This window comes from Pseudomonas sp. NFACC41-3, from assembly GCF_900109505.1.
Lineage (GTDB): Bacteria > Pseudomonadota > Gammaproteobacteria > Pseudomonadales > Pseudomonadaceae > Aquipseudomonas > Aquipseudomonas chlororaphis.
Genome location: NZ_FOAE01000001.1, coordinates 1,542,316 through 1,557,232 on the forward strand (window position 1 = coordinate 1,542,316; position 14,917 = coordinate 1,557,232).

The window sequence follows — 14,917 nt, forward strand, 5'->3', positions numbered from 1 at the left end:
TCGATGAACTTCAATTGGGACGTGTTCTGGCAGTACCTGTTGCTGCCCAGCGATGTCTACCTGACGGGGCTCGGGCTGACCTGTCTGATCAGCGTGTCGGCCATGCTCCTGGGCTGTGTGCTGGGGTTGCTGGCGGCGCTGATGAAGCTGTCGCGCAACCCGCTGTTGCAGTACCCGGTGCGCTTCTATGTGTGGCTGATGCGCGGCACGCCGCTGCTGGTGCAGATCGTGTTCCTGTACACCGCGCTGGCGGCCGGGGGGATTTTCCGCTTCGAGGACCTGGACCTGGGCTGGTTGGTGGTGCCGGGCAATATCCAGGCGGCGATCATCGCCCTGGGCCTCAACGAAGGCGCGTACATGGCCGAGATCATCCGCGCCGGCATCGGTGCGGTCGATAAAGGACAGTACGAAGCCGGGCGCTCCCTGGGCATGACCTTCCCCAAACTGATGCGGCGCATCGTGCTGCCCCAGGCGTTCCGGGTGATCGTCCCGCCGCTGGGCAACGAGTTCAACGTGATGCTGAAGAACACCACCCTGGTCAGCGTCATCGGCGTGCAGGAGTTGCTGCTCAGCACGCAGATGGTCACTTCGGCGACCTTCCGGGTGTTCGAGCTGTACCTGGTGGTCGCCATCTACTTCCTGGCGTTGACCACGCTCTGGGGCTTTTTCCAGCGTTGGCTGGAGAACCGCTTCGGCCAGTCCGACCGCCCGGCGCCGGCGGCCAGCCGCCTGTTCGGGCGTCACACCCTGAAACTGCTGAGGGGGCGTTGAACATGCCGCACATGAATGAAGAACTGGTCATCGAAGCCCTGGATATTCACAAGTCCTTCGGCGACCTGGAGATCCTCAAGGGCATTTCCCTGCAGGTCCGGCGCGGCGAAGTGGTGGTGCTGATCGGCGCCTCCGGCTCGGGCAAGACCACCTTTATCCGCTGCATCAATCTGCTGGAGGACATCCAGGCCGGGCAGATCCGCGTCGCCGGCCAGCCCATGGGCTACCGCACACGGGCCGACGGCAGCCTGGTGCGCGATTCGGAACGCAACATCGCCCGCCAGCGCCGGGACATCGGCATGGTGTTCCAGCGCTTCAACCTGTTCCCGCACATGACCGCCCTGGAAAACATCATCGAAGCGCCAATCCACGTCCTGGGCGTGTCGCGCGCCGCGGCCGAGGAGCAGGCGCGGGCGCTGCTCAAGCGCGTGGGGCTGGCGGAGAAGGCGGGGCACTATCCTTCAATGTTGTCCGGCGGCCAGCAACAGCGGGTGGCCATCGCCCGGGCGCTGGCGATGAAGCCCCAGGCGATGCTGTTCGACGAGCCGACCAGCGCCCTCGACCCGGAGACGGTGGGCGAAGTGCTGCAAGTGATGAAGGAGCTGGCGGAGGAGGGCATGACCATGGTGGTGGTCACCCACGAAATGGGCTTTGCCCGCGAAGTCGCCGACCGGGTGGTGGTGCTCGATCAAGGTGAACTGATCGAGCAGGGGCCGCCCGAGCAGATTTTCAGCCAGCCACGCCATGCCCGTACCCGGGCCTTTCTCAGCCGGGTGTTGTGAACCCGAACCCTCAATATGCGTGTGAGACCTGCCATGTTCGAATTTTCTGCCCACGAGTATCCCTACGCCTCCCAGCGGCAAAGCGTGTTCGCCAAGCGCGGCATGGTCGCCGCGTCCCAGCCATTGGCCGCCGAGGCCGGCATTGAAATCATGCGACGCGGTGGCAACGCCATCGATGCGGCGATCACCACGGCGGCGGCCTTGACCGTGGTCGAGCCTACGGGATGCGGCATCGGTGGCGACGCCTTTGCCCTGGTCTGGACCCAGGACAAACTGCACGGCCTCAACGCCAACGGCGTGGCGCCCCAGGCCCTGAGCATCGAGGCGGTGAAAGCCGCTGGCCATGAACAGATGCCCTTGCACGGCTGGACGCCCGTGACGGTTCCCGGTTGCCCCTCGGCCTGGGCCGAGCTTTCCAGGCGTTTCGGCCGCCTGCCATTCGCCGACCTGTTGCAACCCGCCATCAGCCTGGCGCGCGACGGTTTCCCGGTGTCGCCGGTGGTTGCCCTGCAATGGCAAAGCGCGCTGGAGAACTTCACCCCGAGCCGCAACGCCGTGCTCGACAGTTGGTTCGACACCTATCTGATCGACGGCCGGGCACCGCGGGCCGGGGAAATGTTTCGCAATCCGGCGCAAGCCCGGACCCTGGCGGAACTGGCCGCCACCGGCTGCGAGAGCTTCTATCGAGGGGCCCTGGCGCAACGCCTGGACCTGCATTCGCGGGCCACCGGCGGTTATCTGCGTGCCAGCGACCTCAAGGATTACCGCGCCCAGTGGGTCGAGCCGATCAAGGTCAACTATCGCGGCGTGGACGTCTGGGAGATTCCGCCGAGCGGCCAGGGCCTGGTGGTATTGATGACCCTGAAGATTCTCGAAGGCTTCGACTTCGATCATCGCGACAGCCAGCAGACCTGGCACCGCCAGCTCGAGGCGATGAAGCTGGCCTACAGCGACGGTCTGCACTACATCACCGACCCCGCGCATATGCGGGTCGCGGTGGAGGATTTGCTCAGCGACCGTTATGCGGCCCAGCGCCGGGCGCAGATCGGCGAACAGGCGCTGGCCCCGCAGCCGGGCGACCCGCACGCCAGCGGCACGGTCTACCTGGCCAGCGCCGATGCCGAGGGCAACATGGTGTCGTTCATCCAGAGCAACTACCACGGCTTTGGCTCGGGCGTGGTGCTGCCCGACAGCGGCATCGCCCTGCAGAACCGTGGCGAAGAATTCAGCCTCGACCCCGCCCATGCCAACTGCCTGGCGCCCGGCAAGAAGACCTTCCACACCATCATCCCGGGGTTCCTCAGCAAGGGCGGCGTGCCCATGGGGCCGTTTGGCGTGATGGGCGGCTACATGCAGCCCCAGGGGCATGTGCAGATGGTCATGAACCTGGTGGATTTCGGCCTCAACCCGCAGGCGGCCCTGGATGCGCCGCGCTGGCAATGGCTGGGCGGGCTGCAGGTGGGGATCGAACAGAACGCCTCGCGGGACATGACCGCCGCCCTGGCGCGTCGCGGGCACGAGGTCCAGGTGGCCTGCGACCTGACCAGCTACGGGCGCGGGCAGATCATTCTGCGCGACCCGCAAACCGGCGTGCTGTGCGGCGGCACCGAACCGCGCACGGATGCGCATATCGCGGTGTTTTGAGCCACGGGGGGCGGGCGCGGGCGTTTGTCCTCGCCGCGTTCCCGGCCGGCCCGGGCCGTCCTGTGGAGGCCGGATCCTCGACTAGACTCACGCGATCGATGGAAGCGAGCATGAGGTTCCGGTCATGGCAAAAAACAAAAAGGGCGCCGCCAAGGGCGCTCCCGCTGAACCTGCGAAACTGAACAAAAAAGACTACGAGGAACAGTTGCGCCGCTTGCATGTGGAGCTGGTCAAGCTGCAGGAGTGGGTGCGCGAAAAAGGCATCAAGATCTGCATCGTCTTCGAGGGACGCGACGGCGCCGGCAAGGGCGGGACCATCAAGGCCCTGACCGAACGCCTGAGCCCGCGGGTGTTCCGGGTGGTGGCGCTGCCGGCACCGACCGACCGCGAAAAAAGCCAGATGTACCTGCAGCGCTACCTGCCGCACCTGCCGGCGGCGGGCGAAGTGGTGATCTTCGACCGCAGCTGGTACAACCGCGCGGGCGTCGAGCGGGTGATGGGGTTCTGCAGCGAAGAGCAGGCGGTCGCCTTCCTCAAGGCGGTGCCGCTGGTGGAGCGGGCGATCGTCGATTCGGGCGTGATCCTGCTCAAGTACTGGCTGGAAGTCAGCCCGGAAGAACAGACCCGCCGCCTCGAAGCGCGGATCAGGGACGGGCGCAAAATCTGGAAGCTGACGCCGATGGACGTCAAGTCATACAGCCGCTGGTATGACTATTCCCGTGCCCGCGACGCGATGTTCAAGGCCACCGACACCGAACATGGGCCCTGGCTGGTGGCCGACTCCAACGACAAGCGCCGCGCGCGCCTCAATATCATCAGCGACCTGCTCAGCCGCATTCCCTACAAGGAAGTACCACGGGAGAAAGTGGTGTTGCCCAAGCGCCAGAAGCCGGGCGGCTATCGGGAGTCGGACCATCCGCTGCGACGGGTTCCGCAGCAGTTCTGAGCGCCAGGCATCAGCCCATCTACCCGCCAAGGACCAGCGTCCGATGAAGCATTCGGGATCTTCTCCGCCCGTCCCGGAACCTGGCCGGATTGCCCGCCGGGACGCCGGCGACGAACAGCATCGCTGGAGCCGCTGGCTGCCGGGGCTGCGCATGCTGCGCGAATACCGCGTGGCCTGGTTGCGTCACGACTTCGTGGCCGGGCTGGTGCTGACGACGGTGCTGGTGCCTGTCGGCATCGCCTACGCGGTGGCGTCGGGACTGCCCGGCATCTATGGCCTCTACGCGACCATCGTGCCGTTGCTCGCCTATGCGCTGTTCGGCCCCAGCCGGATCCTGGTGTTGGGGCCGGATTCCTCACTGGTCGCGGTGATCCTCGCCGTGGTCCTGCCACTGTCCGGTGGTGACCCGCAGCGCGCGGTCGTCCTGGCGAGCATGATGGCGATCGTATCGGGGGCGGTATGCGTCCTGGCCGGTATCGCGCGCCTGGGTTTTGTCACTGAATTGCTTTCCAAACCGATCCGCTACGGCTATATGAACGGTATCGCATTGACGGTATTGATCAGCCAGTTGCCGAAACTCTTCGGCTTCTCGGTGGACGCCAACGGGCCGCTGAGCAACCTGTGGGCCATCGCCACAGCGGTGCTGGAGGGCAAGACCAACTGGACCGCCTTCATGGTCGGTGCGGCGACCCTGGCGCTGATCCTGCTGTTCAGAAAACACAAGCGGGTACCGGGCATTCTGATCGCCGTCACCGCGGCGACGGTCGCTGTCGCGGTGCTGGACCTTGCGGCAACAGCCGGCGTTTCGGTCCTGGGTTCTCTGCCACAAGGCCTGCCGGCGTTCGCCATCCCCTGGATCAGCCGCGCCGATATCGGCCCGGTGCTGATCGGCGGTTGCGCGGTGGCCCTGGTTTCGTTCGCCGATACCAGCGTGCTGTCCCGTGTCTACGCGGCGCGGACCCACAACTATGTCGACCCGAACCAGGAGATGGTCGGGCTTGGCGTGGCCAACCTGGCGGCCGGATTTTTCCAGGGTTTTGCCATCAGCAGCAGCTCGTCGCGCACCCCCGTGGCCGAGGCCGCCGGCGCCAGGACCCAGGTGAGCGGAGTCATAGGCGCCCTGGCCGTGGCCTTGCTGCTGGTGCTGGCGCCGAACCTGCTGGAAGATCTGCCCACCAGCGCCCTGGCCGCGGTGGTGATCGCATCGGCCATCGGCCTGATCGAAGTCAGCGACCTGCGGCGGATTTATCGCATCCAGCAATGGGAGTGCTGGCTCTCCATCGTCTGCACCGTCGGCGTGGCCGTGCTGGGTGCGATCGAGGGCATCGGCCTGGCCATCGTGATTGCCGTCATCGAGTTCCTGTGGGATGGCTGGCGCCCTTACTCGGCGGTCCTGGGGCGGGCAGAAGGGGTCAAGGGTTATCACGACATCACGCGCTATCCCGACGCGCGCCTGATCCCCGGCGTGGTGCTGTTTCGCTGGGACGCCCCGTTGTTCTTCGCCAACGCCGAGCTGTTCCATGACCGGGTGCTGGACGCCGTGGCGGCCTCGCCAACGCCGGTGCGCTGGCTGGTGGTGGCGGCGGAACCGGTGACCAGCGTCGACGTGACGTCCGCCGACATGCTGGCGGAACTGGACGACACCCTGCACCAGGCTGGCATCAAGCTGTGCGTGGCCCAGATGAAAGACCCGGTCAAGGACAAGCTGAAGCGGTTCGGGCTGTTCGCGCGGTTTGGCGAAGCGGCGTTCTTCCCGACCATCGGCGATGCCGTCGACAGCTACCTCGCGCAGCATCCGCTGGAGGGGGAAGGGCGCGAGGATCGCTGAGCGGCAGTGGCGCGACTCAGTGGCAAAGTCGCGGGTGATCAGGTCCCGATCTTGACCGGGGCCTCGCCTTCCAGGGGCGACTCAGGCGAAGCGCATCGACAGTTCCACGTCGCCGCCGAAGGGCACGGACAGGTAGCCGCTGGCGGGCGAACGGACCCGGGCCAGGTAGTCCGGGCAGTAGTCCGTGTTGTCGGCGACGATCAGCGCGCCCGGCCGCAGGCGGCTTTCGACCAGGGCCAGGATATCGGCATACAGCGCCTTGGCGCCGTCAAGCAGCAGCAGGTCGATAGATTCGGGAAGGTCGACCGCCAGGGTCTTCAGCGCGTCGCCCTCGCGGATTTCCACCAGGTCGGCCAGGCCGCCTTCGAGCAGGTGCTGGCGCGCCCGTTCCACCTTGGACGCCTCGAACTCGCTACCGATCAGGCGGCCGCCGCCGTTGTCGCGGATGGCCGCCGCCAGGTGCAGGGTCGAGATGCCGAACGAGGTGCCGAACTCGACGATGTGCCGGGCCCGGGTGCTGCGCGCCAGCATGTACAGCAGCCCGCCGGTCTCGCGGGAAACGGGCAGCCAGAGGTCTTTCAGGCGGCCATAGAAATCCCGGTATTCGGTCTTGCTGTGCATCAGGCGCTCGCGTTCCTCGCGGGAGATGCCGGCGACGGCCGGGCTGGTCGCCGTGTCGGCCTGCTCGAACAGTCGATCGAGCAGGGGTGCGAGTGGGGAGGTGGTCAATGTGCTGGTCATGGGGGCATCCCGTCCGAAGTTGACGCCTTGCGGCGCGTGGCTAAAATGCGATCAATTCGTCGCATTTAGAGGATATGAGCAAGTGACCCCCTCCGCTATTCGCATTGGCTGCGGCCCTGTCGGGCCATCATGAGCAACCGCCGGACCCCGCAGGTTTCCTCGCGCAAAGCGCCTAAACAGGCACGCTCGACGGAGCTGGTCGCGGCGATCCTGGAAGCCGCTACTCAGGTTTTGGCCAAGGAAGGCGCGCAGCGCTTCACCACTGCGCGGGTGGCCGAGAAGGCCGGCGTCAGCATCGGTTCGCTGTATCAGTATTTCCCGAACAAGGCGGCGATCCTGTTCCGCCTGCAAAGCGATGAGTGGCAACAGACCACAGAGATGCTGCGCAGCATCCTCGAAGAGGGTGGCAAAGCCCCGCTGGAGCGGCTGCGGGTGCTGGTCCGGGTGTTTATCCAGTCCGAGTGCGAGGAAGCCAGGATGCGTGTGGCGCTCAACGACGCTGCGCCGCTGTACCGCGACGCCCCCGAAGCGCAGGCCGTGAAGGCGCAAGGAGAGCGGATCTTCCAGGCTTTCATGGAGGAGGCGCTGCCCGAGGCGTCGCAGGCAACCCGCGCCCTGGCCAGCGACTTGATCACCGCCACGCTCAGCAGCGTGGGCAAGGACTTTTCAGAAAGCCCGCGCACCGCCACAGAGATCAAGACCTACGCCGACGCGATGGCCGACATGTTCTGCGCCTACCTCACGCAACTGGCGCGCCGCGCTGGCTGACCGGCAAAGCCGCGAGGTTGCCGGCCTGGCGCGCGTGGGCAAGCATCCTGAAAAGGGGCTTTATTCGGCCATCGGCACCTGGGGTGAAACCACCCATGCGCTGCAAGGCAGCTGGTACAGCAACTGCTCTGCCGTGCTGCCGATCAGGCGCCCCAGGCCGCCGCGATGGCCAACCCTGCCCATGACAATCACGTCGATGTCATAGGCTGCGACGTAACTGGCAAGGACCTTGGCCGGGCTGCCCATGATCATGTGCTGGCGTTCCGGCGCAATGCCGTTGCGTTCGGCCAGTTCGTTGAAGGCCGCGGCCTGCGCGTCGAACAGGGTCTTGGCCTTGCTTGTCGAGAAAAACGTCGAACTCTGGTCGAAGTTGAATTCGTCCGCGCCGATGGAGGACAGGTCATGGGCATAGACCACGTCGAGCTCGGCGTTGCAGGCGCTGGCCAGTTTGCTCGCCTCATGCAGTATCCGGTCGTTGAAGTCCTGGTACTGATCATCGCGGTGGAACGGGTCGACCGCCGCGACGATCTTGCGCGGCAATGCATGCTGTAGGTGGCTGACAAAATGCAGGGGCACCGGGCACTCGCGCAGCAAGTGGATATCCAGGGGCGTGAAGAACACCCTCGACAGCCGCGATTGATGCTCCAGAGCCTTGATCAGCAGGGCCATGGGCTGTTCTTTGAGATGCGTCAGGATTTCCTGCAGCGGGCTTTCGACCCATATCACTTCAGTGGTGACGGTGACACCCAGTTTGCGCAGCGGGCGGGCCTGTTCTTCGAGCCACTGGCGATGGCGTTCGACATAACCCAGGCGCATTTGCTCCAGGGCCTGTTCGTTGACCAGGCTGGCCGTGGCCAGGCCTTCCAGGTAGTCGAAGGCGACGATGTGCAGGGCTGCGTCTTCGGCCCTGGCCAGGGCGGCGGCCCGATCGAAGGCGGGGCTGTTCTCCATCAGCGGCGAGGCGACCAGCATGAAACGTGATTGCTCGGACATGACAAAACTCCCGTGGGTAACAGGTAACGGCAACGACGCGTCTTCGCCGTGAAACCTTGCTCAGATCCTGCCTCTGGTCGGCGGTGCGCGCTTGATCTGTATCAACCCGCCCGGCAGTGGAGCGGGCCAGCTGACGTGTGGTCAGTCGCGAGGGGCCCATTGATGAATTATTGATCATGATCAAGCTCAGGCCCTTGCTCCCGGCGCAGCCTGAAAGTCTTGCTGGACTCAAGCGCGGGCTCAAGGTTGGAGGATCGTCATGGCCACCATGAAAGCGGCAATTTTCGTTGAAAAGAACCGGATCGTGCTCGATGAAAAGCCGATCCCCGAAGTGGGGCCACTGGATGCCCTGGTGCGTATCACCACGACGACGATCTGCGGCACCGATGTGCACATCCTGCGGGGCGAGTACCCGGTGGCCAAGGGCCTGACCATCGGTCATGAACCGGTGGGAATCATCGAGCGGCTGGGCTCGCAGGTGCGCGGTTTTGTCGAGGGGCAGCGGGTGATTGCCGGGGCCATCACGCCCAGCGGGCAAAGTTATGCCTGCTTGTGCGGTTGCGCTTCCCAGGACGGCCCGGACACCCGCCATGGCTTTCGCGCCATCGGCGGCTGGAAGTTCGGCAACAGCATCGATGGCTGCCAGGCCGAGTACGTGCTGGTGCCGGATGCCCTGGCCAATCTGTGCCCGATCCCCGACGGCCTCAGCGACGAACAGGTGCTGATGTGCCCCGATATCATGTCCACCGGGTTCTCCGGGGCAGAGCGTGGCGAGGTCAATATCGGTGACACCGTCGCGGTATTCGCCCTGGGGCCGATCGGCCTCTGCGCGGTAGCCGGTGCGCGGCTCAAGGGTGCCAGCCAGATCATCGGCGTGGATGCCGTGGCGGAGCGCATGACGGTCGCCAAACGCCTGGGTGCCACCCATCTGGTCAACTTCAAGGACGGTAATGTGGTCGAGCAGATCATGGCGTTGACCGATGGCCGTGGCGTCGACGTGGCCATCGAAGCACTGGGCACCCAGGGCACCTTTGAGTCCGCCTTGCGCGTGCTGAGGCCAGGCGGGCGGTTGTCCAGCCTCGGCGTTTATTCCAGCGACCTGCACATTCCCCTCGACGCCTTCGCCGCCGGGCTGGGCGACTACAGCATCGTCAGCACCCTGTGCCCCGGCGGCAAAGAACGCATGCGCCGCTTGATGGCGGTGGTGCAAAGCGGCGGGGTCGATCTGTCGCCGCTGGTGACCCACCGTTTCAAACTCGACGATATCGAAGCCGCCTATGAGTTGTTCGCTCACCAGCGGGACGGGGTCATGAAGGTGGCGATTACCCCGTGATGCCCGGCCGGGCGACGCGGGTGCTTGAGCGGAGGCGATCGATGATCATCGATATCACAGCGAAACCGACAGGCCATGGCTGGCTCGTGCACATGGATGCCCTGACAGTGGGCTTCAGCAGCCTGGAAGCCGCGACGGCTTTCGTCGGTCAACTCCGGGCGCGCATCGATGCGCCGCATCCCTGGCCGACCAGCCCTGGCCAGACGGAGGCCCCCCCTCGGACAGCCGGCGACCGATCCGCTCCGGCTACCAGGAAGGGGGCTTGCCCTGGCCTGCTGAAGTAACCCTCGTGGCCAGGGCGGCAAGGTTCGTCCACAGGGAGGCTCTATGAGCGCGACCCTTGGCCTGGAAGGCACGGCGCCGGAATTGGCGATTGCCATTGGCGTGGCGATGGCGGGGCTGCTGACGTATCGACAAAAGTTGCATCACTTCGCCCGCAGTCAATTGAGCGAAGCGGAAATGCGCGACGGGCTGGTACTGCTGATCGCCGCACTGGTCGTGCTGCCGCTGGCGATGTGGGCCGGTATCTGGTTGTACTGAAGCCCGTCGCTTCGGGTAGCTGACAAAGATCAAGTCACCCGGCCCGGGAACGCTCAATCTGCAATTCCATTCCGTGTTCTGAGATGGCCGCGTGCCGAGGTGCCTTATGTCGCAGCCCCCGCGTTTACTGCTAATTGCCCCTCCCGCCATGACCCGCACACCGGCATTCGACCGCGCCGCGGCGTTGGTCCGGGCGATGCAGTTACCCTTGCATATCGTGGCCTTCGATTATCTGCAGGCGCTGGCGGTGGCCGGCCTGTTCGCGCCCGAGCAGATCGCCCAGGCCCGGGACGGGTATCTGCAAAGCCATCGGCAATGGCTTGACGAGCAGGCTCGCTCGATGAGCGAACAGGGGATCGAGGTCACCCGCGAAGTGCTCTGGGTGCAGCATCCGTTCGAAGAAATCCTGCACTTCGTCAATGAAATGCCCCTGGCCCTGATCGTCAAGGATGCCGAAGAAGAGCCCGCCTTGAAGCGCGTGTTCTTCACCCCGCTGGATTGGCAGTTGCTACGGGACTGTCCGGTACCGGTGCACCTGGTGACCAATGCCCTCAACCCACGGCCACGCAACGTACTGGCCATTGTCGATGTGCTGCGCAGCGATGAGCAGGACAGGGTGTTCAACGACCAGATTATCGACGCCGCGGTAAAGCTGGCCGGGCAATGTGCCGCGGCACTCGAGCTGGTGCATGTGTATGACTGGGCCGCGGTGTATGCCCAGGACATGGGGGTTGGCGTGCTGCCGCTGAGCGTCGGGATCTACGAAGTGTTGGGCGAGGCGCAATTCGAGGCATTCGCGGCGCTGGCCGAACGCCATGGCGTGCCTCCAGAGCGTCGCCATTTCATCGAGGGTACGCCGCTGTCGTGTATCTGTGATTTTGCGACTGCCCACCGGACTGACGTCATTGTCATGGGAACCGTGCAGCACAAGGGACTGAAAAAACTCTTGGGCAGCACCGCCGAGCAGCTTTTGCACCGGGCACCGTGCAGCGTACTGGCGATAAAACCGGACAAGACGCTTTGAGTGAGGATTGTTGAATCGCCCGTGGCGGCCCGCTGGCCGGTACGCCACGGGGCGCTGGTTTTACAGGTGGAGGCGATGGATGACCTGGCGGCTGTCGTCGGGATCGTGACTCCGTTCGAAACCCAGGGCCTTGGCCAGGTCGCGCATGGGCGCATTGCTGGCGGCGTCGACCGAATACATCTGGCGAAAGCCGTTCTTGCGGGCCGCCTTGATCAGATGCTCCATCAACAAGGTTCCCAGGCCCAGGTGCGTCCATTCGTCGGCGACGGTTACCGCGCATTCGCATTCGTGCTCGCCCGTGGCGGCGTAGCGGCTGATACCGATCTCGATCAGTTGTCCGTTTTCGTGAGCGAGCGCGACGTACGCCATGTGCTGCTTGCCGTCGGTGTGCATCAACTGATCGAGCAAGGCGCCACTGGGGTCGCTGATCTGGGCGAGGAACCGCATGTGCCTGGATTCGGGAGACAGGCGCCTGATAAAGGCGTACTCCCGCTCGCGGTCCTTTTCCGCCAGTGGCCGGATCAGCACATGGTGGCCGTCCTTCAGCGTTTCGATCCAGTGTTCTCCGGGGACCGCGGCGTAGACGGCGGCGGCCCGTTCGTTGTGGTTTTTGACAGTGAGCATGATGGGATTCTCCATACGGCCGAAAGGGGCCGCGCGGCAGGGCGCACGCGGTTCACTTCGTTTTACCCTGCTGCTGACAGGCGGATCTGATCTGGATCAGACACCGGCGACAGACGTCGCTCATCGAGTGGGATCTGATGTACATCAAGGCGCTTGCCGGCGGACAAGGCGCACTCTTGGCCTATGCCGGCCTGTTCGACCGGTGCCTGAGCGAGGTGTGTGATGGGGCATTACCAACGTTTGCTGCTGATCGCCGATCCAACGCTGCATCAGTCGCCAGCCTCGCTACGGGCTGTCGCGCTGGCCAAGGCCAGCGGGGCTGTGCTGCATGTACGCGGCTTTGCCGAGCCGGCGCCGGTGGTGCATCTGTGGGAAGAGAGAGTCGACGAGGCGGGCTATCAGCGTTATCTGCGTCGCCATCGCCGATGGGTGGCCGAAGAGACCCAGCGGCTCGGCGACCTGGGGCTGGAGGCGACGGTCGACGTGCTGTTCACCACCCATCCGCTGCTGGACATCCTGAAGACGGTCGAGGAGCTCGGTCCGGACCTGCTGATCAAGGACGTCAGCCTGGAACCGCTGCTCAAGCGGGTGTTCATCACGCCCCTGGATTGCCATCTGCTGCGTGAGTGCCCGATTCCCGTGCATCTGGTCAATCAGGCCCGTTACGGGTTGCCGCACCGGGTCGTGGCGGCGGTGGATCCATTCGATCCGCCAACCCAGATCAGCGGCCTGAACGACACCATCATCCAGACGGCCAACGCCCTGGCCCTGCAATGCGATGCGCCACTGCACCTGCTGTACGCCTATGACCTGTCGCCGGCCTTCAATGGCGATGCACCGCTGGTCAGCGGCGGCTGGGGCATGGACGTCGTCGAGGAGTTGCGTGAGTCCTTGCACCTGGCGTTTGTCAGCCTGGCGGAGCGCTACGCCATTGCGCCGGAACGCCGGCACTTCGTGTCGGGCCCGCCGGTGCCTGCGATCGGCGATTTCGTCGAGCAGTACCTGGCCGATGTGGTGGTGATGGGGACTGTGCATCGGGTGGGGATCGACCGCTTGATCGGCAGCACTACCGAGCGGGCGTTGTACTCGGTGCCGGGCAGTATTCTGGCGGTCAGGTGAACGGTTCGGGCGTCAGGGGGTGAGCACGATCGCCCCGTTGAACTGACCGGCCCGCAGGCGCTCCAGTGCCTGATTGGCATCGTCCAGGGCGAAGCAGGTGACGTCGCAGTGGACGGGGGTGTGCTGCAGTTCTGCGAAAAACGCGCTGCCGTCTTCACGGGTCAGGTTGGCTACCGAGCGCACGCTGCGTTCGCCCCAGAGCAGTCGATAAGGGAATGCCGGGATGTCGCTCATGTGGATGCCGGCGCAAATCACGCAGCCGCCCTTGACCGTGACGGCCAGCGCCGCCGGCACCAGCGGGCCGACGGGGGCGAAGATCAGGCTGGCATCGAGCAGGTGCGGCGGTGCTTGATCCGAGGGACCGGCCCAACGGGCCCCCAGTGACCGGGCATAGTCCTGGCCCGCGCGGTCATCGGGTCGGGTGAAGGCATACACCTGCTGCCCCCGGCCCAACGCCACCTGAATCGCCAGGTGCGCCGCCGCTCCGAAACCGTAGAGGCCCAGGTGGCGCGGGTTCCCGGCCATCCGCAGCGCCCGAAAACCGATCAGCCCGGCACACAGCAACGGCGCGGCCTGGGTGGCCGAGAGCGCTTCGGGAATCGGCAGGCAGAAACGGGCATCGGCGAGGGTGTAGTCGGCGTAGCCGCCGTCCAGGTGACAGCCGGTAAATTGCGCCTGGTCGCACAGGTTTTCCCGGCCCGTGCGGCAGAACGCGCATTCGCCGCATGTCCAGCCGAGCCACGGAACGCCCACTCGCTGGCCGATCCAGCCGGGCGCGACGTCGGCACCCACCGCGGTCACCTGGCCAACGATTTCATGGCCCGGCACCCGTGGCAGCAGCGCCTGGGGCAACTCGCCATCGACCAGGTGCAGGTCGGTGCGGCAGACGCCGCAGGCCAGGACCTTGATCAGCAGTTGCTGGGGGCCGGGTGTCGGGACCGGGCGTTGTTCCTGTCGCAGCGGCTCGCCGGGAATATGCAGGACCATGGCGCGCATGACGATTCTCCGGGCGTGCAGGGTCAGCGCAGAGCCGAGCGCTGGCAACCTGCGACCAATTGCTTGAGCCCCTCCAGGTTCAGGACCTTGACTTCCCGCCCGGAAATTTCCACCAGCCCCTGGTCCCGCAGGTGCGCGATGCCCCGGCAAATGGTTTCCAGCCTCAGCCCCAGGTAGGAGCCGATCTCCTCGCGGCGCATCTTCAGGATGAAGTCCCTGGACGAGTAGCCACGCAGGCTCAGGCGTTGCGACAGGTTCAGCAGGAAGGCCGCCAGGCGTTCGTCGGAGTTCATGTTGCCCATCAGCATCAACATGCTGTGATCGCGCACGATCTCTCGGCTCAGGAGTTTGTTCAGGCTGTGTTGCAAGGATGGCAAGTCCTGGGCGAGTTTCTCCAGTTGAGCAAAGTGGATGGGACAGACTTCGCTGTCCTCAAGGGCGAACGCACTGCAGGCGTGTTCGTCGGCACTGATGGCATCCAGACCAAGCATCTCGCCCGATATCTGAAAGCCGGTGACCTGTTCTCGACCGTCGATTGAAACCATGCTGGTCTTGAACGAGCCTATGCGGACCGCATACAGCGAGCGCAAGGGATCGCCTGTACGGTAGAGGGCCGCGCCTTTTTTAACCTTGAAGCGTTGCACGATCAGAGTGTCCAGACGCTCGATCTCCGGCCCGCTCAGGCCAAGCGGCAGGCACAGTTCCAGGACACTGCAGTTGGCGCATGCAGCCTTGAGATGAGGGTTGGGATACGTTCGGGCGTCTGGCATACCATGGACCCCTTTCCAGGTGGGTGAAGCATAGTTCC

General features: G+C 65.0%; 15 protein-coding genes. 10 read left to right on the forward strand and 5 right to left on the reverse strand.

The genetic code is table 11. The annotated features are described in order from the left end of the window. Positions 1-3 precede the first annotated feature (3 nt). From BMY68_RS06975 to BMY68_RS06995, 5 genes are all read left to right on the forward strand, one after another. Positions 4-771, forward strand: a complete 768-nt coding sequence (locus tag BMY68_RS06975; protein WP_085530872.1) for an amino acid ABC transporter permease — start codon at positions 4-6, stop codon at positions 769-771. 2 nt (positions 772-773) lie between these two features. Further along, a complete protein-coding gene (locus BMY68_RS06980; protein ID WP_062825873.1) occupies positions 774-1,553 on the forward strand; it encodes an amino acid ABC transporter ATP-binding protein in 780 nt (259 codons plus the stop codon). Between the two features lie 33 nt (positions 1,554-1,586). Beyond that, positions 1,587-3,197, forward strand: a complete 1,611-nt coding sequence (locus tag BMY68_RS06985) for a gamma-glutamyltransferase family protein (protein ID WP_085530871.1) — start codon at positions 1,587-1,589, stop codon at positions 3,195-3,197. A gap of 124 nt (positions 3,198-3,321) precedes the next feature. Then, the gene (gene ppk2 / locus BMY68_RS06990) at positions 3,322-4,143 is read left to right on the forward strand and encodes a polyphosphate kinase 2 (protein WP_085530870.1); all 822 of its coding nucleotides are present in this window, start codon (positions 3,322-3,324) and stop codon (positions 4,141-4,143) included. Positions 4,144-4,186: 43 nt separating this feature from the next. Next, a complete protein-coding gene (locus BMY68_RS06995; protein ID WP_085530869.1) occupies positions 4,187-5,971 on the forward strand; it encodes a SulP family inorganic anion transporter in 1,785 nt (594 codons plus the stop codon). Positions 5,972-6,052: 81 nt separating this feature from the next. Here BMY68_RS06995 and BMY68_RS07000 read toward each other — a convergent pair whose 3' ends face one another. Then, on the reverse strand, positions 6,053-6,712 hold the full coding sequence (locus BMY68_RS07000; protein ID WP_085530868.1) for an O-methyltransferase: 660 nt from the start codon (positions 6,710-6,712) through the stop codon (positions 6,053-6,055). Positions 6,713-6,841: 129 nt separating this feature from the next. On the opposite strand from BMY68_RS07000, the gene BMY68_RS07005 reads away from it, so the two are divergent. Then, entirely contained in the window at positions 6,842-7,480 is a 639-nt protein-coding gene (locus BMY68_RS07005) for a TetR/AcrR family transcriptional regulator (protein ID WP_085530867.1), read from the forward strand. Positions 7,481-7,540: 60 nt separating this feature from the next. On the opposite strand, the gene BMY68_RS07010 is transcribed toward BMY68_RS07005, so the two are convergent. After that, entirely contained in the window at positions 7,541-8,473 is a 933-nt protein-coding gene (locus BMY68_RS07010; RefSeq protein WP_085530866.1) for a universal stress protein, read from the reverse strand. Between the two features lie 259 nt (positions 8,474-8,732). Between BMY68_RS07010 and BMY68_RS07015 the strand changes: the two genes are divergently transcribed. The 3 genes from BMY68_RS07015 to BMY68_RS07030 all read left to right on the forward strand — a co-directional run bounded on the left by BMY68_RS07015 (position 8,733) and on the right by BMY68_RS07030 (position 11,370). Continuing rightward, on the forward strand, positions 8,733-9,806 hold the full coding sequence (locus tag BMY68_RS07015; RefSeq protein ID WP_085530865.1) for an NAD(P)-dependent alcohol dehydrogenase: 1,074 nt from the start codon (positions 8,733-8,735) through the stop codon (positions 9,804-9,806). Between the two features lie 327 nt (positions 9,807-10,133). After that, entirely contained in the window at positions 10,134-10,346 is a 213-nt protein-coding gene (locus tag BMY68_RS07025; RefSeq protein ID WP_092160416.1) for a hypothetical protein, read from the forward strand. 106 nt (positions 10,347-10,452) lie between these two features. Then, on the forward strand, positions 10,453-11,370 hold the full coding sequence (locus tag BMY68_RS07030) for a universal stress protein (RefSeq protein WP_085530864.1): 918 nt from the start codon (positions 10,453-10,455) through the stop codon (positions 11,368-11,370). Between the two features lie 60 nt (positions 11,371-11,430). Here BMY68_RS07030 and BMY68_RS07035 read toward each other — a convergent pair whose 3' ends face one another. Next, the gene (locus BMY68_RS07035; RefSeq protein ID WP_009043857.1) at positions 11,431-11,994 is read right to left on the reverse strand and encodes a GNAT family N-acetyltransferase; all 564 of its coding nucleotides are present in this window, start codon (positions 11,992-11,994) and stop codon (positions 11,431-11,433) included. A 222-nt stretch (positions 11,995-12,216) separates the two neighbouring features. Between BMY68_RS07035 and BMY68_RS07040 the strand changes: the two genes are divergently transcribed. Continuing rightward, on the forward strand, positions 12,217-13,113 hold the full coding sequence (locus tag BMY68_RS07040; protein ID WP_085530863.1) for a universal stress protein: 897 nt from the start codon (positions 12,217-12,219) through the stop codon (positions 13,111-13,113). A 12-nt stretch (positions 13,114-13,125) separates the two neighbouring features. Here the strand turns inward: BMY68_RS07040 and BMY68_RS07045 are convergent, their stop codons facing one another. Further along, the gene (locus BMY68_RS07045; RefSeq protein WP_085530862.1) at positions 13,126-14,109 is read right to left on the reverse strand and encodes a zinc-dependent alcohol dehydrogenase family protein; all 984 of its coding nucleotides are present in this window, start codon (positions 14,107-14,109) and stop codon (positions 13,126-13,128) included. A 23-nt stretch (positions 14,110-14,132) separates the two neighbouring features. Further along, on the reverse strand, positions 14,133-14,879 hold the full coding sequence (gene fnr, locus BMY68_RS07050) for a fumarate/nitrate reduction transcriptional regulator Fnr (RefSeq protein WP_085530861.1): 747 nt from the start codon (positions 14,877-14,879) through the stop codon (positions 14,133-14,135). Positions 14,880-14,917 lie beyond the last annotated feature (38 nt).